General features: G+C 67.9%; 18 protein-coding genes and 2 pseudogenes. 8 read left to right on the top strand and 12 right to left on the bottom strand.

Translation table 11 applies throughout. The annotated features are described in order from the left end of the window. Positions 1-24 precede the first annotated feature (24 nt). On the top strand, positions 25-972 hold the full coding sequence (locus H0X95_RS33680) for an ATP-binding protein (protein ID WP_407712157.1): 948 nt from the start codon (positions 25-27) through the stop codon (positions 970-972). An 8-nt stretch (positions 973-980) separates the two neighbouring features. Here H0X95_RS33680 and H0X95_RS33675 read toward each other — a convergent pair whose 3' ends face one another. Both H0X95_RS33675 and H0X95_RS33670 read right to left on the bottom strand, forming a co-directional pair. Beyond that, positions 981-1,847 carry a DUF2071 domain-containing protein gene (locus H0X95_RS33675; protein WP_012493784.1) on the bottom strand — a complete coding sequence of 289 codons (867 nt, stop codon included), beginning with the start codon at positions 1,845-1,847 and terminating at the stop codon, positions 981-983. Between the two features lie 184 nt (positions 1,848-2,031). Continuing rightward, entirely contained in the window at positions 2,032-2,859 is an 828-nt protein-coding gene (locus tag H0X95_RS33670) for a phytanoyl-CoA dioxygenase family protein (protein WP_230626899.1), read from the bottom strand. Here H0X95_RS33670 and H0X95_RS36090 point away from each other — a divergent pair. Then, positions 2,842-3,186, top strand: a complete 345-nt coding sequence (locus H0X95_RS36090; protein WP_230878331.1) for a hypothetical protein — start codon at positions 2,842-2,844, stop codon at positions 3,184-3,186. The genes H0X95_RS33670 and H0X95_RS36090 overlap by 18 nt on opposite strands. A gap of 190 nt (positions 3,187-3,376) precedes the next feature. Here H0X95_RS36090 and deoC read toward each other — a convergent pair whose 3' ends face one another. After that, complete coding sequence (deoC, locus tag H0X95_RS33660) at positions 3,377-4,057, bottom strand: deoxyribose-phosphate aldolase (protein WP_034203726.1); 681 nt, start codon at positions 4,055-4,057, stop codon at positions 3,377-3,379. A gap of 146 nt (positions 4,058-4,203) precedes the next feature. Between deoC and deoR the strand changes: the two genes are divergently transcribed. Then, on the top strand, positions 4,204-4,974 hold the full coding sequence (deoR, locus tag H0X95_RS33655) for a DNA-binding transcriptional repressor DeoR (protein ID WP_006491525.1): 771 nt from the start codon (positions 4,204-4,206) through the stop codon (positions 4,972-4,974). A gap of 58 nt (positions 4,975-5,032) precedes the next feature. Here deoR and H0X95_RS33650 read toward each other — a convergent pair whose 3' ends face one another. The 6 genes from H0X95_RS33650 to H0X95_RS33625 form a co-directional block, all read right to left on the bottom strand. After that, positions 5,033-6,085, bottom strand: a complete 1,053-nt coding sequence (locus H0X95_RS33650; RefSeq protein ID WP_034203725.1) for an aldose 1-epimerase family protein — start codon at positions 6,083-6,085, stop codon at positions 5,033-5,035. Between the two features lie 2 nt (positions 6,086-6,087). Continuing rightward, positions 6,088-7,461, bottom strand: coding sequence for an L-fucose:H+ symporter permease (fucP, locus tag H0X95_RS33645; RefSeq protein ID WP_006498514.1), 1,374 nt, complete (start codon positions 7,459-7,461; stop codon positions 6,088-6,090). Positions 7,462-7,501: 40 nt separating this feature from the next. Then, positions 7,502-8,428 (bottom strand): ribokinase, encoded by a 927-nt coding sequence (gene rbsK, locus H0X95_RS33640; protein WP_006489721.1) that lies wholly within the window; start codon positions 8,426-8,428, stop codon positions 7,502-7,504. A gap of 358 nt (positions 8,429-8,786) precedes the next feature. Continuing rightward, positions 8,787-10,214, bottom strand: coding sequence for an efflux transporter outer membrane subunit (locus H0X95_RS33635; RefSeq protein WP_059721733.1), 1,428 nt, complete (start codon positions 10,212-10,214; stop codon positions 8,787-8,789). After that, positions 10,211-13,399 (bottom strand): efflux RND transporter permease subunit, encoded by a 3,189-nt coding sequence (locus H0X95_RS33630; RefSeq protein WP_196446373.1) that lies wholly within the window; start codon positions 13,397-13,399, stop codon positions 10,211-10,213. Before H0X95_RS33630 ends, H0X95_RS33635 begins: the two co-directional genes overlap by 4 nt. A 12-nt stretch (positions 13,400-13,411) precedes the next feature. Beyond that, complete coding sequence (locus tag H0X95_RS33625) at positions 13,412-14,668, bottom strand: efflux RND transporter periplasmic adaptor subunit (RefSeq protein ID WP_006489739.1); 1,257 nt, start codon at positions 14,666-14,668, stop codon at positions 13,412-13,414. A 323-nt stretch (positions 14,669-14,991) separates the two neighbouring features. Between H0X95_RS33625 and H0X95_RS33620 the strand changes: the two genes are divergently transcribed. Together H0X95_RS33620 and H0X95_RS33615 are read left to right on the top strand one after the other, a co-directional pair. Beyond that, the gene (locus tag H0X95_RS33620; protein ID WP_102898717.1) at positions 14,992-15,741 is read left to right on the top strand and encodes a response regulator; all 750 of its coding nucleotides are present in this window, start codon (positions 14,992-14,994) and stop codon (positions 15,739-15,741) included. Further along, complete coding sequence (locus H0X95_RS33615; RefSeq protein ID WP_196446372.1) at positions 15,725-17,002, top strand: ATP-binding protein; 1,278 nt, start codon at positions 15,725-15,727, stop codon at positions 17,000-17,002. The genes H0X95_RS33620 and H0X95_RS33615 overlap by 17 nt, the downstream gene beginning before the upstream one ends. Positions 17,003-17,032: 30 nt before the next feature. Here H0X95_RS33615 and H0X95_RS33610 read toward each other — a convergent pair. Continuing rightward, positions 17,033-17,311: pseudogene (locus tag H0X95_RS33610) on the bottom strand (LysE family translocator); the annotation flags it as partial. Positions 17,312-17,496: 185 nt separating this feature from the next. On the opposite strand from H0X95_RS33610, the pseudogene H0X95_RS33605 reads away from it, so the two are divergent. The 3 genes and pseudogenes from H0X95_RS33605 to H0X95_RS33595 all read left to right on the top strand — a co-directional run. Then, positions 17,497-17,913, top strand: a pseudogene (locus H0X95_RS33605) (Rieske 2Fe-2S domain-containing protein); the annotation flags it as partial. A gap of 256 nt (positions 17,914-18,169) precedes the next feature. Beyond that, positions 18,170-18,847, top strand: coding sequence for a heavy metal response regulator transcription factor (locus H0X95_RS33600; protein WP_006489720.1), 678 nt, complete (start codon positions 18,170-18,172; stop codon positions 18,845-18,847). Next, positions 18,844-20,304, top strand: coding sequence for a heavy metal sensor histidine kinase (locus H0X95_RS33595; protein WP_059721735.1), 1,461 nt, complete (start codon positions 18,844-18,846; stop codon positions 20,302-20,304). The genes H0X95_RS33600 and H0X95_RS33595 overlap by 4 nt, the downstream gene beginning before the upstream one ends. On the opposite strand, the gene H0X95_RS33590 is transcribed toward H0X95_RS33595, so the two are convergent. Both H0X95_RS33590 and H0X95_RS33585 read right to left on the bottom strand, forming a co-directional pair. Beyond that, positions 20,282-21,817, bottom strand: a complete 1,536-nt coding sequence (locus H0X95_RS33590; protein ID WP_059721737.1) for an efflux transporter outer membrane subunit — start codon at positions 21,815-21,817, stop codon at positions 20,282-20,284. The two genes, H0X95_RS33595 and H0X95_RS33590, sit on opposite strands and share 23 nt — an antisense overlap. Positions 21,818-21,848: 31 nt before the next feature. After that, positions 21,849-23,267 carry an efflux RND transporter periplasmic adaptor subunit gene (locus H0X95_RS33585; protein ID WP_059721738.1) on the bottom strand — a complete coding sequence of 473 codons (1,419 nt, stop codon included), beginning with the start codon at positions 23,265-23,267 and terminating at the stop codon, positions 21,849-21,851. Positions 23,268-23,281 lie beyond the last annotated feature (14 nt).

Here is a 23,281-nt window from a genome sequence, read left to right as displayed (position 1 = left end):
GCGCATGCGGACCTCCAGGACCTGATGGCCATGCTGCCGGACGAATGCGCGCCCGGCGCCGCGCCGGCGCTCGCGCGCCAGCTCGAACGGATCGCGACCGCGCTCGAGGCGTTGGCGGGCATCCGCCAGCCGGCCGCGGTCGATTTCGATGCGGCCATTGCGTTTCGCTGGTGCGGTGTCGGCGGCGGCCATCGAACGGCGCCGCTCGAACCGATCGCCACGCCCGCGCTCGTCGGGTTCGACGCGCTGCGCAACGTCGGCCGGCAGGCGGCGATCGTCGAGCGGAACACGCGCCAGTTCGTGCACGGGTTCGCGGCCAATCACGTGTTGCTGACCGGCGCGCGCGGTACCGGCAAGTCGTCGATCGTGAAGGCGTGCCTGCATGCGTTCGCGGCGCACGGCCTGCGGTTGATCGAGGTCAGCAAGGAAGGGCTGAACGATCTGCCGGCGATCGTCGAGCTGGTGCGCGCGCGGCCCGAGCGCTACCTCGTGTTTTGCGACGACCTGTCGTTCGAGGCCGGCGAGACCGGCTACAAGGGGCTCAAGACGGTGCTCGACGGCTCGGTCGCGAGCGACCTGTCGAACGTGCTCGTGTACGCGACGTCGAATCGCCGCCACCTGATGCCCGAGCAGGCGAGCGACAACGCGAACGTGACGCGTGCGGAGAATGGCGAGCTGCACCCGGGCGACGCGGTCGAGGAGCGGATTTCGCTGTCCGAGCGCTTCGGGATCTGGGTCACGTTCTACGGCTTCACGCAGGACGAGTACCTGGCCGTCGTCGAGAGCCGGCTCGGCGCGGCCGGTTTCGATGACGCGCAGATTCGCGCGGCCCGCGAGCCCGCGCTGCAGTGGGCGCTCGAACGCGGCGCGCGTTCGGGCCGCATCGCGGTGCAGTTCGCGCGCGATTACGCGGGACGGCTCGCGGACGCAAGCGGTGCGGACGAACGCCCGCCGGGGCGCCGGCGCGCCTGAGCCGCGCGCTACAGCAGCCGCTCGGACAGGACGCGGAATGCGACGTCCGGCACGACGAAGCACAGCGGCTCGCCGGTCGCGCCGATGCGGGCGAGGAAGTCGCCGCCGCCTGCGGGGCCGATCGTCTTGAGCGGCCGCACCGCGTCGACGTCGATCGGCAGGTCGATCGACGCATGCGCGAGGCGATCGCAGTCTGCCACATGGGCGACGGCCGCGTGCTGCAGCGACAGCGCGGCGACCGCCGCGCGCCAGTCGTCGAAGAACGGCGCGAAGGCGTCGGGCAGCGTGCGGTCGTGCGACGCTTCGGCCGTGCAGCGGAAGTCGGGTGCGCTGCCGCCGCTCGCGGCCAGCAGCGTGTCGTAGCGTCCGTCGCGCGCCGCATGCGTGAAGGGCCGCGCGAGATGCGACGGCAGCGCGTCGCTGAACAGCCGGCTGCCGAGCGCATAGAGCGGGTGGTCGAACACGTTCTTCACGAACAGCACGGTGCGCCCGGCCGGCGCGCCGTCCGGCAGCGCGTCGACGTAGAGCCGCCAGTTGCTTTGCAGCGGCGACGGAAACACGCGCCGCAGCGGGCCGGCGAGCCGCGGGCCGAAGTGGCGGTGCCGGTAGGTGAGCGTCGTGAACAGCGTGCGGCCGCCACGGCTCGCGAGCGTGACGCCGCGCGGCACGAGCGGCGCGACGGCCGCGACATCGACGACCCACGTGCAATACACGACGTGCTCGACGTCGCTCGCGAGCTGCAGGAACGGCAGCCGCGACAGCAGCGCGCGGCGTGCGCGCAGCAGCGGGCCGCTCGCGACGATCCGGTTGGCGAGCCGGCCGGCGAAGCCGGAGGACGGGTAGACGAAGGTATTGTCGTAGCGCATGGGCGGCATTGTGCCGGGGTTGTCATGTGTGCGGAAGAGGCGAGCCAGCGTCCTTGGCCGAACGCCGTGCATTTGCCGGACGCCGCCCGCATGATGCACGCTCGTGCGACGGATCGCGCCGGAATCGATGGAAAATTTCCGCCGACCCGCGCGTCCGGGAGATGGGGCGGCGCTCCACCGATCCCGCCGCGATTCATTCCGGCTCGGGTTCGCGCATCGGTTGCCGCGGCGCGTTCAGCCAACGCGCGATCCTGCCGCCCGCGAGTCGCCACTCGAACGGATTGCGAAAATCGAACGTGTACAGTTCGTGCAGAAGGGACGGCCAGCACCCACGTAGATTCCGGGACGCCTGGGAGCGCTCGATGCGCGAGGGGCGCCACGTGTCGTGCCAGGGAAAGTTCGTCGTCGTACTCGAGCACCGTCGTGGTAACCGGAAATTGAGCGCATACGCGTACCGCGGCCGATCCGAGAAGTTTGCCCCCGCGGCGTGCAGCGTGCGCCCCGCATGCACGGTGCAGTCTCCCGGCATCAACGGACACGTCACGGCGCGCGCCGGATCGAATCCGCCGACGCACTCGAGCCCATGGGCGGTCACGTCGCCCCCGAGCGGTACGTGCGGAAGGACGTCGTACAGGTGAGACCCGGGGATGAACCGCATGCACCCGTTGTCGACCGACACGGCTTGCAACGGAATCCAGAAGTTGACTTCGCGATGGTCGATGCGCGCGTCGGTAAACGCGTCGTCCTGATGCCATGGCGTCACGGTGTCCGTACGCGACTGCTTCAGGAAAAAGCTGTCGCCGGCAAAACGAACATTCGGGCCGAGCAGCGCCTTGGCGATATCGAACGCGGCGCAGCGGATACGGAGTTTCGCCAGCCGACGCTCGAAATAGGACGCCCAGTGAAGTTGGAGAAGTTGAGGCCCGGAATCGCCCCCGTTCGACTCGGGATAGAAATCGAACATCAGGCCCTGGGCGTAGCCCGTGCGACTGCCGAGCAGACGATGGCCGATTTCGCGCAAGTCTTCGATCTCCGCGGTGTCGATCAGCCCGTTGATGACCGCAAAGCCGTCGTGATGGAACCGGGACCGAAGATTGGCTTGCATTGGAACCTTGACGATGAGTTCACGGATCGCGAAGCGATGCAGACGGCCTCTGATTTTTCGATTTTCGTATTTTCGCGAAGGACGCTTCTGTTCGATACCTTACGTTGGTTGCCGACGGCCGAGCAGCCCGACGCGTTCTGCGACAAGGGCTATCGGGTCGTGAATGGCGCGGGCGGGGCAACGTGGACGTCGCGATGCCGCCACGTGCCGGGCGAGCGCGGTACCCGGCCGGCGCCGCCGTAGCGGTGGTGCAGCCGATGTGTGCACCACCCATCGCAGCATCGCCGTGCTGGCCGTCGATGGCGTGTGCCGCACCGAGCGTCGCCTGGCGTGCGTCCGACGTCGGACCGGGTCCGGCCGGAACCTGCGCGAGGCGTTTCGACGGCCAGTCTTGACGTGTGATGCACGCGTGCGAAGGCCGGCCGTTCGCGCGTCAGTACCCCGATCCGCCGCCCGCCTGATCGCTGACGATCGCCACTCCCGAGCTCGTACCGAGCCGCGTCGCGCCGGCTTCGAGCATCGCGAGCGCGGCCGCGCGGTCGCGCACGCCGCCCGACGCCTTCACGCCGAGCGTCGGTCCGACCGTGCGGCGCATCAGCGCGACGTCGGCGAGCGTCGCGCCGCCGTGGCCGAACCCGGTCGACGTCTTCACGAACGCGACGCCGAGATCGCGGCACATCTCGCACACGCGCACCTTCTCGTCGTCGGTCAGCAACCCCGTTTCGAGGATCACCTTGAGCGGCACCGTGCCGCACGCGCGATGCACGGCGTCGATGTCGGCCTTCACGTCGTCGGCGCGGCCGCTTTTCAGCGCGCCGATGTTGATCACCATGTCGATCTCGCCGGCGCCCGCCGCGATCGCGGCGGTGGCTTCGAATGCCTTCGCGGCGGACAGCCCCGCGCCGAGCGGAAAGCCGACCACGGCACACACGAGCACGCCGGTATCGGCCAGCTCGCGCGCGGCGAGCGGCACGTTCGCCGAATTCACGCAGACCGAGTAAAAGCGATGCTCGGCCGCCTGGCGGCAGAGTTCGCGGATCTGCGCGTCGCTCGCGTCGGGCGCGAGCAGCGTGTGATCGATGGTTTGGGCGAGTTGGGCGTTGGAAAGCGGCATGTGTCAGGACTCCACGGATCGTGTGCGGAAAGGGCACACGGAAAGTTGATGTTTTCACATCGGTTTGTTACAAATACGACATTCCGGCCGGGCCCGCGCGCCCGGCACGACGAGCGACTCACGCGGCGGGCACGCAGGATACAGGCATGGAAACAAAGAAGGGCGAGCGGATCAAGACATTGATGAACGTGCTGCAAGGGCAGAACGCGATTCATCTGAAGGAAGTCGCCGAGTTGTTCGGCGTGTCCGAAATGACGATCCGCCGCGATCTCGCGGACAACCCGCACGGCCTCAGCCTGATCGGCGGCTACGTGACGCGCCATTTCGCCGCGCAGCGCAGCGACATCGGCGAATACCTGATCAGCGCCGAGAACAACCGGCAGACCGAGGAAAAGCGCCGCATCGGCAAGCTGGCCGCGCAATTCGTGACGACCGGCGACACGATCTTCGTCGACTGCGGGTCGACCACGCCGTTCATCGTCGATTTCATTGCCGACGACCTCGAATTCACGGCGGTCTGCAATTCGCTGAACGTGTTCGCGAAGCTGCAGCAGAAGCCGCATTGCAACGTGATCCTGTGCGGCGGCGCGTATCACCGCCAGAACATGGTGTTCGAATCGGTTGCCGAAACGGGCATCCTCGATTCGGTGCGCGTGTCGAAGGCGTTCATCTCGGCGGCCGGCGTGAGCGACCGCTGCGGCGTCACGTGCTTCAACTTCCACGAAGTCGATGCGAAGAAGAAGGTGATGGCGCGCGCGCAGAACCGCTTCCTGCTGGTCGACCACACGAAGTTCGACGAAGTGCGCGCGGCCTATTTCGCGGAACTGACCGATTTCAACTACGTGATCTCCGACGGGCAACTGAGCCGTCGCTACGAAACCGCGATCCGCGAGCACGGGATCGCGCTCGTGACGTGAGGCGGCGCGGGCGTGCGGCGCGCTTTTCGTCGCGGTTTTCATCACGTTTTCCATCACATCACGCATCGCGCGCTTCCGCCGCGCTCAGGTAGCCGGTGACCACGTCGAAGCGGCGCGACGCGCCCGGCGCCAGCGCCGCGACGTGGCCCTTGCGGCGTTCGGCTTCGTAACCTTCGGGCTCGCAGGTCGACGGCAACGCGAACGCGGCGACCTGCTGGTCCGCGTTGTGCAGGATCCAGCGCGTCGCATGTGGGAATTGCGCGGGGCGGTACGCGGTGTGGAACGCGCCGCCGTCCGGATGCGCGAGCCGGAAATGCGCGACGCCGTCGCCGTCCGTTTCAACCTCGTTCATGAAGAACACGATCTCGGGGTCGTACAGCGCGGGCGCATCGAGCGTCGCGAGCCGCGCCGGATCGCGCGCGAGCGTGGCCGTGTAGTCGCGCCACGCGGCGGTCGGCTTCACGTGCGCGGGCACGCTGTCGCGCAGCCGCATGCCGCCAGGCGGGAGCGACTGCTCGAAGCGGCCGCCCGGCACGTACGTGTAGTTCAGGTGGGCCATGTACATCAGGTCCATCGGCGCGCCGCCGAGGTTCGTCACGTCCATCGCGATCGTCATCCGCGCATCGTGCTCGGCCAGCCGCACCGACGGACGCGCGACGTAGTGGCTGCCGAAGCCCTGCACGTATTCGTACTCGCCGGTCACCTCGACCGTCGCGCCGCGCGCATCCGCGCCGACGACGAGGCTCGCGCGGTCCATCGGCGCGCACGGCATCTCGCCGTGCAGCGCGTGCGTGTCGTCCGGCCCCGGGCAGCCGTTGCGCAGCAGTCCGCTGTGGAACATGAAGCAGCCGTAGGTGTCGATGATCGACGCCACGCGCTTCGGCTGCCGGAACATGTGCTTCATCGTCAGGTCGCGGCCGTCGAATTCGGCCGCCCAGATCATCTGGCCGAGATACGGCAGCACGACGAGATGGCCGCGACGGTTCGCGAGCTTCAGCGCCTCGACGCCGGACGGATACGCGAACGCGGTCACGGTGAGGCCGTCGGTGCGGTACAGCGTGCGCGGTGTTTCGCGGAAGTCGTCGCGCCGCAGTTCGATCTCGCCCCGCATCGTCAGGCTCCCGACGTGTTGCGCGTCGCGGCGTAGCGCGTGGACGCGTGGCCGTCGGCCGCCGCGTCGGGCGTCGCCGCCGGCAGGTGACGCAGGCAGTAGAAGCCGTAGTAGACGATCACGACGAAGCAGACGAGCGGCACGACGAACGCGAGCTGCATGTTGCCGCCGGTGTGATCCGAGATCAGCCCCTGGATCAGCGGCACGACCGCGCCGCCGACGATGCTCATCACGAGGATCGAGCCGCCGTATTCGGTGTCCTTGCCGAGGCCGTCGATCGTCAGCCCGTAGATCGTCGGCCAGCACGGGCCGAGGAAGACGCTCACGCACACGGCCGCATAGACGGCGGTGATGTTGTGCACGCTGATCGTGTACGCGAGCAGCGCGATGCACAGGATGCCGTAGACGATCAGCACCTTGGCCGGCCCGACGCGTTTCATCACGAGCGTCGCGACCAGCTTGCCGACGAAGAACGCGAAGAAGGTCGCGAGCAGGTAGCGCGACGCGCCGCGCTCGGTGAGGCCGCCGATCTGCATCGCGAGCCGGATCGTGAAGCTCCACACGCCGACCTGCGCGCCGACGTACAGGAACTGCGCGACCACGCCCGCGACGAAGCGCCGGTTGCCGAACAGCCGCGCGAGCGTGCCGCGCGCGTCGATCCGGTGCGTGACCGCGCCCGTGCCGTTGCCCTTGCAGGCCGGGTACGGCGTGAGCGCAAATACGATGAACACCGCGACGAGCACGACGATCAGCCATTTGTACGGCTCGAGCGTCGCCTGGATCATCGCGAGCTGATGCGTGTGCGCGTCGGCGGCCGACATCGCCGCGAGCTGCGCATGCGACGCGTCGCCTTCCTTGAAGATCAGGAAGCTGCCCATGTAGACGCCGGCCATCGCGCCGAACGGGTAGAACGTCTGCGAGATGTTCAGGCGCCGGGTGCTGGTGCCGCGCGGGCCCATCAGCGTCGAATACGAGTTCGACGCCGTTTCGAGGAACGACAGGCCCGCGGCGATCACGAACAGCGCGACGAGGAACATCCCGTACTTCGCCATCGACGCGGCCGGGAAGAACAGCAGGCAGCCGGTCGTGTAGAGCAGCAGGCCGACGAGGATCGTCGTCTTGTAGCTGAACTTCTTCACGACGGTCGCGGCCGGAATCGCAAGGAAGAAGTAGCCGAGATAGAACGCGGACTGCACGAACGCCGATTCGAAATCGGACAGGAAGAACGATTTCTTGAACTGCGCGATCAGCACGTCGTTCAGGTTCGCGGCGGTGCCCCACAGCGCGAACAGGCAGCACAGCAGCGTGAACGCGAAGAGCGGCGTGCGATTCAGGTAATAGCCGTCGGGGGCGTGTTCGATCCGGGTTCGGCTCATGGGTGTCTCCTTCCCAATGTCTCGTCGATGAAGGCGCCGGTCAGAAGCCGGCGTCGCGGAGAAAGCGTTCGAACGTCGCGGCGTCGGCGTACGACTTCTGCGTGCCGAGGCCCGTGACCGAATGCGCGGCGTACGCGGATGCGTAACGCATCGCATCGATCGCGTCGCGCGACGCGGCATAGCAGCGCGCGAAGCAGCCGATATACGCGTCGCCCGCGCCCGTCGTGTCGCGCGCGTCGACCGGCACGCCCGGCACGTGCCGCACGCCGTCGCGCGATACCAGCAGCGAACCGTTGCTGCCGAGCGTGACGAGCACGTGCTTGAGCCCGCGCGCGACCAGCGCTTCGGCGGCGCGGGTCGCACTTTCGCGCGAATCGACCGGCATACCCGACACGATCGCGAGCTCGGTTTCGTTCGGCACGAAGAATTCGACGGAGCGGATGCGTTCGAAATCGAGGTCGGCGACCGCCGGTGCGGGATTCAGCAATACCGGAATGCCGTGCCGCGCGCCGAATTCGATCGCGTGATAGACGGTGTCGAGCTCGATCTCGAGCTGCAGCACGATCAGCGCGCATTCGGCGAGCATCGGCGCGGCCGCGTCGATGTCGGCCGGCCGCAGGTGGCGGTTCGCGCCCTTGACGATCAGGATGCTGTTGCTCGAATCGGGTTCGACGAAGATCGGCGCGACGCCGCTCGGCACGCCGGCGACCTTGCGCACGTGCGTGGTGTCGATGCCTTCGCGTTCGAAGTTGCGGATCGTGTTGTCGGCGAACACGTCGTCGCCGACTTTCGTGACCATCACGACGCGCGCGCCGAGGCGCGCGGCCGCGACGGCCTGGTTCGCGCCCTTGCCGCCGCAGCCGAGCTCGAAGTTCGGGGCCTCCAGCGTCTCGCCCCGGGCGGGCATGCGCGCGACATAGGTCACGAGGTCGACCATGTTGCTGCCGATGACGGCGATTGTCTCCATCTGCGTCTCTTCCTTGGTATGGGATGCGCCGCGGCGCGCGCATGGTCGGCGGCCGCTCGCGACAGGTGATAATAAAATCACATTAAATGTGAAAATGCAATCCTATGATGTTAGGAGGGTCACTTTTCGGTCGCTGGCCAGGCGGACGAGACGCCCGCATGCCGCTGTCGGCATGCAAAAAGATTGCACGTGGGAGGGCCGGGCGAGGATGGGCCAGAAAGATGGGCTTTCGCGAGAACCGCGCGCGATCCGTCGTGCGCATCGCTGTTTTTAGCAGTCCGTTCCTGCGGGGGAACGAGGCATCGATGGCAAGACGCCCGTGATGTGCGAAAGCGCGTCGGTCACGGGCGTACGGAGGCTACCGCTGCGCCACCGCGCTCGTTTCCCGCCAGCCGCCGCCCAGCACCTTGTACAGCGTGATGAGATTGGACTGCTTGGCGAGCATGTCCGTGACCAGTTGCTGTTGCGCGGCGTAGAGCGTGCGCTGCGCGTCGAGCAGGGTCAGGAAGCTGTCGGTGCCGCTGCGGTAGCGTGCCTGCGCGAGGTCGTAGTATTGCCGCGCGGACTCGACGTAGTCGCGATCCGCGGCGACCTGGGTGACGTACGTGGTGCGTCCCGCGAGTGCATTCGACACCTCCTTGAACGCCGTCTGGATGGCCTTTTCATAGTTGGCGACGTCGATGTCCTTCTCGACTTTCGCCACGTCCAGCGTGGCGCGGTTGTAGCCGAAATCGAAGAGCGGCACCGAGAGGGTCGGCGCAAACGTCCACGCCCCCGTGCCCGCCTTGAACAGGTTCGAGAGGCTGCCGCTCGTGGTGCCCGCGGAAGCCGTCAGCTCGATCTTCGGAAAGAACGCGGCGCGCGCCGCACCGATGTTGGCGTTGGCGGCCTTCAGCGTGTGCTCGGCTTCGACGATGTCGGGCCGGCGCGCGAGCAGATCCGACGGCACGCCTTCGCCAATGTCCGCGAACGTGTGCTCGCTTTCCATCAGCGAAGGGCCCTGCGGCAGATCGTCGGGCAGCGGCGCACCGATTTCGGCCACCAGGTTGTTGCGGTCCTGCGCGACCGCACGCGTGTACGAGGCGAGACTCGACCGCGCGCTCGCCAGCGAATTTTCGGCCTGGCGCACGTCCTGCAGCGACGCGCTGCCCATTTTCATCATGCTCACCGTGAGATCGTAGGTGTGCTGGTCCGCATCCACGGTGTTCTGTGCGATCTGCAACGACGTCTCGTCGGAGCGCAGTTGCAGATAGTCGGTGGCGACGGTCGCGATCAGGCTGATCTGCGTGCTGGTGCGCGCGGCGTCCGTGGCGAGGTACTGCTCCAGCGCCTGGCGCTTGAGGCTGCGCAGGCGGCCGAAGAAGTCGATTTCCCACGATGTGAGGCCCACGCTCGCGCTGCTCGAACCGTATGCGCCCGTGGAGCCGGCCACGCGTTCGCGCGTGATCGAGCCGGATGCGTTGATGGCCGGTCCGACGTTGGCGCGCGCGATGCGGTACTGCGCTTCGTACTGCGCCACGTTGAGCGCGGCCACGCGCATGTCGCGGTTGTTCGCGAGCGCGAGTTCGATCAGCTTTTGCAGTCGCGGATCCTTGAAGAAGTCGCGCCAGCCGAGGTCGGCTCCCAGCGGTGCCGCAGCCGTGCTCTGCGCGGCCTTCGGCTGCGGCCGCGAGGGCACGGTGGACCAGGTATTGTCGACCGGTGCGGCCGGCCTTTGGTACGTCGGGTCCAGCGTGCAGCCTGCCAGCATGCCCGTGCAGACAAGGGCGATCAGTGTGCGTTTCATGCGTTGCCCTCGTTGATGCCGGCGGAGTCCGTCGTGTGACCGTGTTCGTTGAACAGTCTGCGCACCACGACGAAGAAGACCGGTACGAAGAAGATGGCGAGCACCGTGGCCGCGATCATGCCGCCCGTCACGCCCGTGCCGATGGCGTGGCGTGCGCCGGCGCCGGCACCCGTACTGATGACGAGCGGCAGCACGCCGAACACGAACGCGAGCGAAGTCATGAGAATGGGGCGCAGCCGCATGTGGGCGGCTTCGAGTACGGCGTCCACGAGGCTGCGTCCCTGCGCTTGCAGATCCTTCGCGAACTCGACGATCAAGATGGCGTTCTTCGTGGACAGACCGATAGTGGCCAGCAGCCCCACCTTGAAATAGATGTCGTTCGAAAGCCCGCGCCCATGAGCGGCAAGTAACGCGCCCAGCACACCGAGCGGCACGACGAGCAGCACCGCAAGCGGAATCGACCAGCTTTCGTAGAGGCCCGCCAGGCACAGGAACACGACGACGAGCGAGATCGCGTAGAGCACCGTGGCTTGCGAGCCGGCCTGCTTCTCCTGATACGACTGGCCCGTCCATTCCACGGCGAAGCCGGGCGGCAGTTTGCGTGCAAGCTGTTCGACTGCCGTCATTGCCTCGCCGGTGCTCACGCCGGGCCGCGTGGCGGCCGAAATGCCCGTGGCGAGCTGCCGGTTGTAGCGTTCGATCTGTGGCGGCCCGAACGTCCAGTGGCTCTTTGCGAACGACGAGAAGGGCACCATCGTGGAGTCGTAGCCGGTCGTGCTCGTGGTGGTGCTCGAGGACGACGAACTCGACGCACTGCTGCTTGCCTTCACATACCAGTCGCCAAGGTCGGCAGGCATCATGCGATACGGGGCGTCCGACTGCACGTAGACTTTCTGCACGCGCCCCGTGTCGATGTAGTTGTTCACGTAGGACGAACCGAACGCGGTCTGCAGCGTCGCGTTGACGTCGGAGATGGAAAGCCCCAGCGCGTTGGCTTTTTCGCGGTCGATGTCCACCTGCAGCTGCGGCGTGTCTTCAAGGCCGGACGGACGCACCATCGCGAGCGTCGGCTCCTTCGACGCCATGCCGAGAAACTGGTTGCGCACCGCGAGCAGCTTGTCGTGGCCTGCGCCGCCGCGATCTTCTATCTCGAAGTCGAGGCCGCTTTGCGTACCCAGTTCCTGAATGGCGGGCGGGTTCAGCACGAAGATGCGCGCGTCGCGATTGCCGGCGAAATGCTGGTTGGCGCGCGCGATGATGGCCGACACGCTGTCGCGCGAACCGCGCAGGCTCCAGTCCTTGAGCGTCACGAACGCGATGGCGTTGTTCTGCCCCTGGCCGTTGAAGCTGAAGCCGTTGATGGCGATGACCTGCTTGACGCCCGGCTCGTCCTTCAGCACGTACTGCTCCACGGCCTCCACCGTCTTCAGCGTACGCGAGGCCGGCGTGCCCGCGGGCGCGCTGATCGACACGATGAAGTAGCCCTGGTCTTCGTCAGGCAGGAACGAGGAGGGCAACGTGACGTAGAGCAACGCCACGACGCCGGCGATCGCGCCGTAGAGCAGCATGTAACGCGCGGGTCGCGCGACCACGCGTGCGAGCGAGGAACTGTAGCCCGCGTTGCGCTTGGCGAACCACCGGTTGAACCAGCCGAAGAAGCCGCGCTTTGCGTGGTGCTCCACGTCGGCGCGCTTGAGCAGCGTGGCGCACAGCGCCGGCGTGAGCGTAAGCGCGAGCATGACCGACAGCAGCATCGCCGAGACGATGGTGATGGAGAACTGCCGGTAGATCGCGCCCGTGGAGCCCGCGAAGAACGCCATCGGAATGAAGACGGCGGTGAGCACGGTGGTCACGCCGACCAGGGCGCCGGTAATCTGCCCCATCGCCTTGTGCGTGGCTTCCTTCGGGCCGAGCTTCTCCTCGCTCATGATGCGCTCGACGTTTTCCACCACCACGATGGCGTCGTCCACGAGCAGGCCGATGGCGAGCACCATCGCGAACATCGAGAGTACGTTGATCGAAAAACCGATCATCGACATCACGCCGAACGTGCCGAGCAGCGCAACGGGCACCACGAGGGTCGGAATCAGCGTGGCGCGCACGTTCTGCAGGAACAGGTACATCACGAGGAAGACCAGTACGACCGCTTCGAACAGCGTCTTCACGACCTCTTCGATCGAGATGCGAACGAACGGCGTGGTGTCGTACGGGTAACTGATCGCGACGTCCTTCGGCAATTGCAGCTGGATCTCGGCGAGCTTCGCGCGCACGGCGTTGGCCGCGTCCAGCGCGTTGGCGCCGGTGGCGAGCTTGATGGCGAGCGCGGATGCCGGCTTGCCGTTCAGACGAGACGCGGTGTCGTAGCTGTCGCCTCCCACCTCGACGCGCGCCACGTCCTTCAGCAGCACGCGCGAGCCGTCGCTGTTCACGCGCAGCAGGATGTCGGCGAACTGGTCGGCGCTCGTCAGCAGACTCGACGAGCGGATGGTCGCGTTGATGGCCTGCGAATCCGTTGCCGGCGAGCCGCCGACCTGCCCCGTGGAAAGCTCGACGTTCTGGTTCGTGATGGCCGTGGTCACGTCGGAGGGCGCGAGTCCGAAACTGTGCAGCTTCACCGGGTTGAGCCAGATGCGCATCGCGTGCTGCGCGCCGAACAGCGTCACGTCGCCCACGCCGTTCAACTGCGCGAGCGGATCTTCGATCCGGGTCGCGATGATGTTGCCGAGATCCACCGAATTCCAGGTGCCGCCCGGCGACGAGAGCGCGACGATCATGAGGAAGCTCGTCGACGCCTTCGCGACCTGCACACCTTGCTCCTGCACCGTTTGGGGCAGGGTAGGCGTGGCCTGCGTCACCTTGTTCTGCACCTGTACCTGCGCGATGTCGGGATTCGTTCCGGGATTGAACGTCAGCGTGATGGTGGCCTGCCCGGCGGAACTGCTCGTGGACGACATGTACAGCACGTTGTCGATGCCGCTCAGCTTCTGCTCGATCACCTGGGTCACGGTTGCCGCGACGGTGTCGGCGGAGGCGCCGGGGTAAGTGGCCGTCACCTGCACGGAGGGCGGCGCGATGGTGGGGTACTGCGCGACGGGAAGACTCGTGACCGCCGCCGCGCCCACCAGCATGATGACGATGGCCATGACCCACGCGAGAATGGGGCGCTTGATGAAGAACTCTGCCATGCCGTTCTCCGCCTAGCGTCGTGCCGACACGGTCGAGGCCGTGTCCGTCGCGGGTGCCGCGGATGCCGCGTTCGCCTGCGTCTGCGGCGTATCGGCCGCCACCTTGACCGGCGCGCCCGCATGCACGCTCTGCAGGCCGCTCACGATCACGCGGTCGCCGGCGTGCAGGCCCGAGGTCACGATCCATTGGTCCCGGAATGCGTTGTCGGCCGTGACTTGCACCTGCCGCGCGTTGCCGGCCGCATCCACGACGTAGACGCTCGCCTTGCCGTCCGACGCGCGCGTCACGGCCATCTGCGGCACGAGTATCGCGTTGTCGTTCTCGCCTTCTTCCAGGCGGGCGCGCACGAACATGCCGGGAAGCAATTCGCGTTCGGGGTTCGGGAACGTGCTGCGCAGCGTGACCGACCCGGTGGTGGCGTCCACCGTGACGCCGGAGAACTGCAGCGCGCCGGGGTGGGCGTATTCGGTGCCGTCTTCCATCACGAGCGTGACGGCGGCGCTGTCGCTGCCCGTTTTCTTCAGGCGCCCGGAAGCGAAGGCCTTGCGAAGCCTCAGCCATTCCGTGCTGGGGCGCGTGACGTCGAGGTACATCCGGTCGAACGCCTGGATGGTGGCGAGCGCGGTGGTCTGGTTCGAGGTCACGAGCGCGCCTTCCGTCACGGTCGATGCGCCGATGCGTCCGGAGATGGGCGCACGCACGTGCGTGTATTCGAGGTTCACGCGCGCGGATTCGAGCGCTGCCTCGTCGGCCGTGACGCTCGCGGCGTCTGCGCGAACCGCGGCGACGGCGTCGTCGTAGTCCTGCTTGCTCACGGCGTTGATCTTCACGAGTTCGGTGAAGCGGTCCGCTTTCGTCTTCGCCGAAGCCAGCGTGGCGCGGGCGTTTTCCAGCGTGCCGCGTGCCTGGTCGTAGGCAGCCTGGTAGGTGGCCGGATCGATCTGGTAGAGCACCTGGCCCGCCTTCACGTCACTGCCTTCCACGAACAAGCGCTTGAGGATGATGCCGCTCACCTGCGGTCGTACGTCGGAGACCTTCTGCGCGGAAAGGCGGCCGGAAAGTTCGGTCGTTTCGACGATCCGCTGCGGCGCGAGCGAGAGCACGCCCACCTGGGCGGTCTGCGTGGCGAAGCCGCCGGGCGGTGCGCCGGTTTGCCTGTTGCAGCCGGCGGTTCCGACTATCGCAAGGATCGAGAGTGCGGCAAACAGCTGGCGCGGCCTGTACGTCATGGGGTGGTGCGCGTGGTTCGCGAGAATGGGCGTCTTCATCTTTGACCTGTTTGGACATCGCGATGTCGCGCGATGCGAGAACGGGACGGCTCCGGACGCTTCAGGGGACCTGGCGGTGCCGGTGCTGGACAAGGCGTAACGCTACCGACGGCGCATTTTTTTGTGCTTACGGAAACTTACTGTCCAGTGACGCGCCTGGAGAGGGGGAAGAGAATCGGGATTTCGGCATACGTAATACCCTCGCGGCCCGGCCCTTGTGCTGGTTCCGTTAGGAATCGCAAATCACAGTAATATTTCGAAAGCCAGTCAGATCGTATCCGGGCTACCATCATTTCGTCCTCACGCCGCCCTGAATACCTGAAATGCACCCACCTTCCATCCCCGGCTCCGCGCCGCAAGTCCTGCTCGTCGACGACGATGCGGAACTGCGCGACCTGCTGCGCAGGTTCTTCCAGCAGCGCGGCATCGAGTTCTCCGTTCTGCACGATGCAACGAATCTCGCGCGGCGGCTGGAGCGCGAACGGCCGGCCATCATCGTGCTGGACCTCATGATGCCGGGCGTGGATGGCCTCACCGCGCTCAAGCAGCTGCGCGCGAGCGGCGACACGATTCCCGTCATCATGCTGACCGCGCGCGCCGACGGCATTGACCGCGTGCTCGGGCTCGAACTCGGGGCGGACGACTATCTGGGCAAGCCGTTCATGCCCCAGGAACTGCTCGCGCGCATCCAGGCAGTGCTGCGCCGCCAAGGGCCACCGCGGACGACAGCGGTGCAGGAGAAGCCCGCTCCGTGCCGGTTCGGCCGCTTCGAACTGGATTTCGCGACGCGCACGCTGCTGTGCGAAGGCACGCCCGTGAAGCTCACCGGCGGCGAGTACGCGCTGCTCGAGGTGCTGGCCTCGCACCCCATGGAAACGCTTTCGCGTACGCGGCTCATCGAATTGCTCCACGGTCCGGATGCCGAAGTGACCGAGCGCGGCATCGACGTGCCGGTATGGCGCCTGCGCCGCCTGATCGAGGACGACCCGTCCAATCCCCGACGGCTGCAAACCGTGCGCGGGATCGGCTACATGTTCATTCCCGACAACCCGGCCGATGAAGAATCCACTTGATACGATGTTCGGCCGGCTCGTCATCACCACGGCGGGCCTGCTGATGCTGGTTCATCTCACGTCGCTGCTGTTGATCGAGCGAACGCGCGCGAGCCTCGCCGCCTTCCATATTTCGCGCGTCGTGGAGGTTGCCGCCGGCATGGACGGGCGGGGCGGCGACGGCGAGCGGTCCGGGGCGGACATCCTCGGTATTTCGTTCGTGGACCTGAAGCAACTGCCGGCCGCCGACGCGCGGCGCTTTCGCGACGACACGAACGGGCCCATCGAACGGCAATTGCGGCACGTGCTGCCGCCGGGCACTCACGTGGCAATGGACGACGACGGCACGCTGCGCGTGCTCCCCGCGGGCAGCACGCGTGGCATCGTGCTGCCGCAAGCCGAGGTGCCGCTGAGCCGTTTCACCGGGGCGCTGGCGTTGACGCTGATGTTCGCCATCGTGGTTGCCGTCGTGCTTGCGTGGCAATTGAATCGCCCCATTCGCGATCTTGCCGCAGCCGCGCGCGAACATCGCACCGGCCACCATCTGAACATGGTGCGCAAGCGCGGGCCGCGCGAATTGCGCGAGCTGATCGGCGACTTCAACGACATGACCGGCGAGCTGGCCGTGGCCGAGCGCGAGCGCGCCGTGATGCTGGCGAGTATCGCGCACGACCTGCGCACACCGATCACACGCATGCAGGTGCGGGCAGACCTGCTGACCGATCGTGGCGATCGCGAGGGTTTTCTGCGCGATACCGAATCCATGTCGCGTGTCATCACGCAGTTTCTCGACTTTGCGCGCGAGATCCCCGAAGGTTCGCCGCGGATCAGCGTGGACACGCATTGCCGTCGCGATTACACCGACGCACCGAGTCCGAGCGGCGAGGCGCACCGGGATGCGCTCGTCACGCTCGATCTTCACGCGGGGCCCGACTTCATGCTACCTGCGGTCGACATCGACCGCATGCTCTCGAACCTCGTCGAAAATGCGCTGACCTACGGCGAGCCGCCCGTGGAGATCACCACGCGAGCGCATGGCGAGCACTACGAACTCGTGGTGCGAGACCACGGGCCCGGCGTATCCGAGCCTGATCTGGATCGCGTGCTGCGTCCGTTTGTCCGGCTCGATCCCGCTCGCGGCGGCACCTCGCACAGCGGTTTGGGCCTGGCCATCGTTCACCGCCTCGTTCGCCATCACGGCGGCACGCTGCAAATTGCCAACGCGGCCGACGGCGGGCTCGTCATAGCGATGCGGTTTCCGAAGCGCGGCGTCGCGCAATGAAGCGCCGCGCGCCGCCCAGCTTGCTTTATGCGTCCACATCTTCAGCGCGAGGAAAAAGATGTAGATGGAACTCGCGAGCTTGACCGCGTCATAAAGCCAGGGCCGGCCCGCAGCGAGCGCGGACAGGAAGAATCCCCATCCGGCAATCGCGATCGCGTAGCCGAGCGCCTCGGCGACGATCAGCGGCCAGGTGCCACGCAGGCCGACCTTCAATCCGGACGACAGCAGCAGCGTATTGGTCGGCCCCGGCACGATCGGCACCAGCGACACGTACATCGACATCTTCAGCAAGGCTTCCTGGATGGGCACGCGGCCTCCTCGATTCGTCAGTGTCGCGGTTCGCGGCCGGCCAGCGCTGGCACGCCGTTGAAGTGTTTCAGCGCGAATGCGATTCGCGCTTCCGTGAATGTGCTCGTCTTCATGGCCTTTCTGTTCTCCCGCGGGCTCGAGGACACCGCGGTAACGATCCACGCGCTCGCGGCACGCCTGATCTCTTCGGGCCGTTCGGCATGCTGTCGCGCGCGCTTGGCATGAACATGTCGCAGATGAACCTGCACTTCGACGGCTACCCGGGCGGATGCGTGACGACCGTCGCGCTGGACGCAGACGTCAAATACAAGCTGCTCCAGTGCGTGACGCCGGTGAGCGACGGCAAGAACGTCATGCACATGCTGATCTCGATCAGGAAGGCGCGCGGCGTGCCGCGGCGCGCGATCGACTACGGGCTGTTCGGGCTCCAGACCCGACAGGCGGCGGGGTACGACGTCAGGATCTGGAACGGGATGAAGCCGGACGGCGGCGGTGCGTACAGCCGGTACGACACGCTCGTGCTGAAGTACCGCGCGTTCTACCGCGGCTGGGTCGCCCGCGTCGGGGTGAGCGAGCCGCCCTGCGCGAGCCGGCGGCGTTAGCCTGACCGGCGCCGGCCGCGCCGTTCCGTCCGGCGCGCGCGAACAGCGATGAACCGCATGGACGGCCGGCGTTGGCGCGCGCGGCCGAACCGCCCCGCGATGCCAATGTGTCCCTGTTTTCGTGCAACCGCACGCCAGGCTGACCGGCTGATTACGGTTTTGTCATCTACGCCATTCGCGCTTGCACGCAGCGGCGCCGCGTCGCCGTTTCCCGGTAACATCGCCGCATGTCCCCACGAATGCGACGGAGCCGGCGATGCGCATCCTGATAGTCGAAGACGAACCGAAGACGGGCGCGTACCTGAAGAAGGGGCTCGAGGAATCGGGTTTCAGCGTCGATCTCGCGAAGGACGGCGGCGAAGGGCTGATGCTTGCGCAGGAAGAGCGTTACGACGTGATCGTGCTCGACGTGATGCTGCCCGTGCTCGACGGCTGGGGCGTGCTCAAGCGGCTGCGCGACACGCACACGACGCCGGTGCTGTTCCTGACCGCGCGCGACGACGTGCAGGACCGCGTGCACGGCCTCGAACTCGGCGCCGACGACTACCTCGTGAAGCCGTTCGCGTTCGTCGAGCTGCTCGCCCGGATCCGCACGCTCGCGCGTCGCGGGCCGCCGCGCGAGACCGAGCACCTGGCGGTCGGCGATCTGGACATCGACGTGGTGCGCCGCCGCGTGAAGCGCGGCGCGACGCGGATCGACCTGACGCCGCGGGAATTCTCGCTGCTGCAGCTGCTCGCGCGCCGCCAGGGCGAGGTGCTGAGCCGCACGCAGATCGCGTCGTACGTGTGGGACATGAATTTCGACAGCGACACCAATGTCGTCGAAGTCGCAATCCGGCGCCTGCGCGCGAAGATCGACGACGCGTTCCCGGTCAAGCTGATCCATACCGTGCGCGGCGTCGGCTACGTGCTCGAACCGAAGGACGACGCATGACGCGGCCGCGCTCGCTGGCCGCGACGCTCGCGCTCGCGTTCGCCGCGACCACGCTGGCCGCGTTCGCGCTCGTCGGCGCGTACGTGTATGCGGGCCTCGAGCGGCAGGTGAACACCCAGGACGATCTCGACATCGTGCTGGCCGCGCGCCACACGCGCCGGCTCGCGGGCGAACTCGCGTCGCTCGACGCGGTTCGCTCGCACGCGGAGCGGCTGACGAGCCAGGTGCTGGGCAACGAGGCGCTGTCGATGGTCGTCGTCGATGCGGGGGGCGACGTGCTCGCGCGCCACAACGTCCGGCTCGCCGCACTCGACGACGCGCCGGCAGCCGCCTCGGCGCCGCTGGCCGACGCGCAGCTCTTTGCGCCACGCGCGGTGCCGGTTCCGGCGAACGACCGGATCACGGACGACCGGCTCGTCACGTGGACCGCCGACGGCGGCACGCCGATGCGCGGCGTCGTGATCGAGGCCGCGCTCGGCGACCGTACGCCGATCCGCATCGCGATCGCGCGCAACATGCGCGACCGGGCCGATCTGCTCGACGGCTACCGCGACCGGCTCAAGCTCGCCGGCGGGCTCGGCGCGCTGTTCGCGCTGCTGCTCGGCTATTGGCTGATCCGCACGGCGCTCGCGCCGTTGCGCGAGATCGTCGACAACACCGGCCGGATCACGGTCGACAAGCTCGACACGCGGCTCGACGCGTCGCGCGCGCCGCCCGAGCTGCGCGCGCTGGTCGACGCGCAGAACGCGATGCTCGGCCGCCTGCAGCAGGCGTTCGCGCATCTGTCGCAATTCAGCGCCGATCTCGCGCACGACCTGCGCACGCCGCTGAACAACATGCGCGGCGCCACCGAAGTCGCGCTCGCGCGGCCGCGTTCGGTCGACGAGTACCAGACGCTGCTCGAATCGAATCTCGAGGAATACGACCGTCTCGCGCGGATGATCGAGAACGTCCTGTTTCTCGCGCGCGCCGAGCATCCGAGCTTCGTCACGCGGCAGCGCGCGTTCGACGTGCGCGACGAACTCGAGCGCATCGCCGAGTATTTCGAGGGGCTCGCCGACGAAGCGGGCTCGACGTTGCGCGTCGACGGGCAGGGGCAGCTGACGGCCGATGTCGAACTGTTTCGTCGGGCCGTGGGCAACCTGCTCGCGAACGCGCTGCGTTACACGCCTGCCGGCGGCGTCATCACGCTGAGCGTCGATGAAACGGCCGATGCGGTGCGCGTCGTCGTCGCGAATTCGGGCGAGCCGATCGATCCCGCGCTGCTGCCGCGGATCTTCGACCGGTTCGTGCGCGGCGACCCCGCGCGCAGCGGCGGTGCGCCGGGCGGCACGGCCGGGCTCGGCCTCGCGATCGTGCGCTCGGTGATGGAGCTGCACGGCGGCAGCGCGCAGGTCGAAAGCGATGCGCGCGGTACGCGGTTCGTGCTCATGTTCAACCGGCCGCCTGTTGCGTGACGGCGGGTTCGTGGCGCGCGGCGGCCGCGTGTTCCTTCGCGCCGGTTTTCGACTTCGCGTTCGCGCCTGCGCTCACCTGCCAGCCACCACCCAGCGCCTTCAGCAACCCGACTTCGGCCTCGATCCGGCGCGCGTCGATCTGGTCGGCCGTGCGCCGGTTCGTCAGCGCGATCGTCTGCGCGGTCACCACGTCCAGATAGCTGACGGCGCCCGCGTTGAAGCGATTCGTCGTCAGCCGCAGCGACAGGTCGGCCGCGTCGGTCGCGCGCTGCTGGCTGCCGGCCTCGGACGCGAGCGCATCGAGCGCGGACAACTGATCCTCGACCTGCTGGAACGCGACGAGCACGGTTTGCCGGTAGTCGGCGACCGCACCGTCGTATTGCGCATGCGCGCCGCGCAGCGACGCGCTGCGGCGGCCGCCGTCGAACAGCGTGCCGGCGAGTTGCGGGCCGAGCGACCAGAACAGGCTCGGCGCGGCGAGCCACGGCGCGAAGAACGAACTTTCGAGGCCGGCGCTCGCCGACAGCACGAGATCCGGGAAGAACGCGGCCCGCGCCTCGCCGATCTGCGCGTTCGCGGCCGCGACGCGACGCTCGGCCGCCGCGATGTCGGGCCGCCGCTCCAGCAGTTGCGACGGCACGCCGGCCGGAATGGCCGGCACGTGGAACGGCTGTACGTGCGGCGGCAGCGCGAACGTCGACGCGCTTTCGCCGACGAGCGTCGCGATCGCGTGCTGCAACTGCGCACGCGACGCATCGATGTCGGTGTCCTGCGTGCGGGTCGATTCGAGCTGCGTCTCGGCTTGCGCGACCGCCGACGCGTCGATCGCACCGGCCGCGAGTTGCTGCTTGAGCAGCGTCAGCGCGTCCGCGTACGCATGCACCGTGTCGTCGAGCAGTTGCTTCTGCGTGTCGAGCGAGCGCAGCGCGAAATAGTCGGTCGCGAGTTCGGCCGTGACCGACAGCTTCACGGCCTGCAGGTCGGCCGCGCTCGCGGCGGCGTTCGCCTGTGCGCCGGTCACCGCGTCGCGCACGCGGCCGAACAGGTCGGGCTCCCAGCTCGCGGCCACGCCGACCTGGTAGTCGGGCGTCGTCTTGCCGGCGAGCGACGAGCCGAGCCGGTTCTGCGACACGCGCGCGCGGCTCTGCGCGGCACCGGCCGTGATCGTCGGCAGGAACCCGGCGTGCTGATAGTCGACGATCGCGCGGGCTTGCTGCAGATCGGCGACGGCTTTCTTCACCGTCTGGTTCGACACGTCGACGCGCGCTTCGAGCGCGTTCAGATCGGCATCGTCGAAGACGGTCCACCAGGCGCCGCGCGCGGCGGCGTCGGCCGGCATCGCGACGTGCCAGCCGGTTTGTTCGGCAGGTGCTGCCGGTGCGCCTGCATAGTGCGCGGGCACCGCGACGGCGGGCGGCGAATAGCGCGGCAGCGTCGAGCAGGCGGTCAGTGCGGCGACGGCGCCGAGCGCGACGATGCGGCGAGCGAACGGGAGCGGATGAGGAAGACGCATGGCAGGCATCTCGTGGGTGGTCGTCGATGGGTCAGCCGTGGGCGGGCGCGGGAGCGAGTGTCGACGCAGCCGGCGCGGCACCGGCCGCGTGTACCGGCGGCACGTCGCGTGCACTGACCGCGGAGGCCGGTTGCGCGGGCAGAGCGGACGAAGCGGACGAAGCGGACGAAGCGGACGAAGCCGCAACCGGCGCCGCATCGTGCGAAGTCGACACGACCTTCACGGCTTCCCCGACCGTGATCGCATCGCCCGGGTTGTCGATCACGCGATCGGCCGCCGCGAGCCCCGCGACGATCTCCACGCGCGTGCCGAAGTCGCGCCCGATCTGCACGGTCTTCAGCGCCGTACGCCCGTTCGCGCCGACGGTGGCGACCTGCACGCCGTTCGGGCGGAACAGCAGCGCGCTGACCGGCAGTTCAAGCGCCGGCGCCGCGCTCGGCACGACGAGATGCGCCTGCGCATACGCGCCGGGCATCAACGCGCCGTCGCGGTTGTCGACGTCGATCTCGACACGCAGCGTGCGCGTGACGGGATCGATCGCGCCCGCGCTGCGCGCGACCTGCGCGGCAAAGCGCCGGCCCGGATACTGTGGCGTCGTCAGGTAGACGGACGTGCCGGCCGACACGCCGGTCGCGCTGTCCTGTGGCACGTCGACGAACACGCGCAGCGTGTTCGTCTGTTCGAGATGGAACAGTTCGCCGGACAGGCCCGGGCTGCCCGGCGTGCCGCCCGCGGTCACGAGCGTGCCGACGTCGACGTTGCGTGCGGTGATCACGCCGTCGAACGGCGCGGTGACCGACTCGTACGACACGAGTTCGGCAAGATGCGCGACGTTCGCCTGCGCGGACGCGAGCATCGCGCGCTTCGCGTTCATGTCCGCGACCTTCGTGTCGGTGTCCTGCTGCGACACCGATTGCGTTTTCAGCATGTCCTGCCAGCGCTGCGCGGTCGATTTCGCATAGTCGTAGTTCGCCTGCGCGCTCGCTTCGTCCGCACGCGCCTGGCGCAGCTGCGCATCGAGATCGGGCGCCGAGATCTGCGCGAGCGTCTGGCCGGCCTTCACGTGCGCGCCGAGATCGGCGCTCCAGTGCGCGATATAGCCGCTCGTGCGCGCATAGATCGACGCGTCCGCATACGGCATCACCGAGCCGGGCAACGTCAGTGTCTGGTCGGCCGGCGCCGCGCCGGGCATGACGACCGACACCGGCAGCGCCTGCTGCGCGGCGACCTGCGCGCGCTGCGCGGCGCGTGCATCGATCCGCGGCACGATGCCGAGCGCGAGCAGCGCGGCGGCGAGCGCGACGGCCGCGAGCGGCACGGCCAGCTTGCGGCCGCGGCGGGGCGGCGGTGTATCGGAGGCGGCGCCGCGCGCGGCGGGCGGCACGGCTGCGGCCACGGTGGCCGCTTCGGCGGCGGGCGGCGGGGCGACGGGTTCGATCGAGTCGTTCATGATGGGTCCGGGGG

Source organism: Burkholderia sp. 9779_493 (assembly GCF_015712215.1).
GTDB lineage: Bacteria > Pseudomonadota > Gammaproteobacteria > Burkholderiales > Burkholderiaceae > Burkholderia > Burkholderia cenocepacia.
Note: the sequence above shows the minus strand (reverse complement) of the source record. Positions and strands in the feature narration are given on the sequence as shown.

Excerpts from the sequence above, each read along its gene's own strand:
- H0X95_RS33680 (WP_407712157.1), top strand. The coding sequence starts at position 25 with ATGGCCATGCTGCCGGACGAATGCGCGCCCGGCGCCGCGCCGGCGCTC.
- H0X95_RS33675 (WP_012493784.1), bottom strand. The coding sequence starts at position 1,847 with ATGCCGCCCATGCGCTACGACAATACCTTCGTCTACCCGTCCTCCGGC.
- H0X95_RS36090 (WP_230878331.1), top strand. The coding sequence starts at position 2,842 with ATGGCCGATTTCGCGCAAGTCTTCGATCTCCGCGGTGTCGATCAGCCC.
- deoC (WP_034203726.1), bottom strand. The coding sequence starts at position 4,057 with ATGCCGCTTTCCAACGCCCAACTCGCCCAAACCATCGATCACACGCTG.
- deoR (WP_006491525.1), top strand. The coding sequence starts at position 4,204 with ATGGAAACAAAGAAGGGCGAGCGGATCAAGACATTGATGAACGTGCTG.
- H0X95_RS33650 (WP_034203725.1), bottom strand. The coding sequence starts at position 6,085 with ATGCGGGGCGAGATCGAACTGCGGCGCGACGACTTCCGCGAAACACCG.
- fucP (WP_006498514.1), bottom strand. The coding sequence starts at position 7,461 with ATGAGCCGAACCCGGATCGAACACGCCCCCGACGGCTATTACCTGAAT.
- rbsK (WP_006489721.1), bottom strand. The coding sequence starts at position 8,428 with ATGGAGACAATCGCCGTCATCGGCAGCAACATGGTCGACCTCGTGACC.
- H0X95_RS33635 (WP_059721733.1), bottom strand. The coding sequence starts at position 10,214 with ATGAAACGCACACTGATCGCCCTTGTCTGCACGGGCATGCTGGCAGGC.
- H0X95_RS33630 (WP_196446373.1), bottom strand. The coding sequence starts at position 13,399 with ATGGCAGAGTTCTTCATCAAGCGCCCCATTCTCGCGTGGGTCATGGCC.
- H0X95_RS33625 (WP_006489739.1), bottom strand. The coding sequence starts at position 14,668 with ATGAAGACGCCCATTCTCGCGAACCACGCGCACCACCCCATGACGTAC.
- H0X95_RS33620 (WP_102898717.1), top strand. The coding sequence starts at position 14,992 with ATGCACCCACCTTCCATCCCCGGCTCCGCGCCGCAAGTCCTGCTCGTC.
- H0X95_RS33615 (WP_196446372.1), top strand. The coding sequence starts at position 15,725 with ATGAAGAATCCACTTGATACGATGTTCGGCCGGCTCGTCATCACCACG.
- H0X95_RS33600 (WP_006489720.1), top strand. The coding sequence starts at position 18,170 with ATGCGCATCCTGATAGTCGAAGACGAACCGAAGACGGGCGCGTACCTG.
- H0X95_RS33595 (WP_059721735.1), top strand. The coding sequence starts at position 18,844 with ATGACGCGGCCGCGCTCGCTGGCCGCGACGCTCGCGCTCGCGTTCGCC.
- H0X95_RS33590 (WP_059721737.1), bottom strand. The coding sequence starts at position 21,817 with ATGCGTCTTCCTCATCCGCTCCCGTTCGCTCGCCGCATCGTCGCGCTC.
- H0X95_RS33585 (WP_059721738.1), bottom strand. The coding sequence starts at position 23,267 with ATGAACGACTCGATCGAACCCGTCGCCCCGCCGCCCGCCGCCGAAGCG.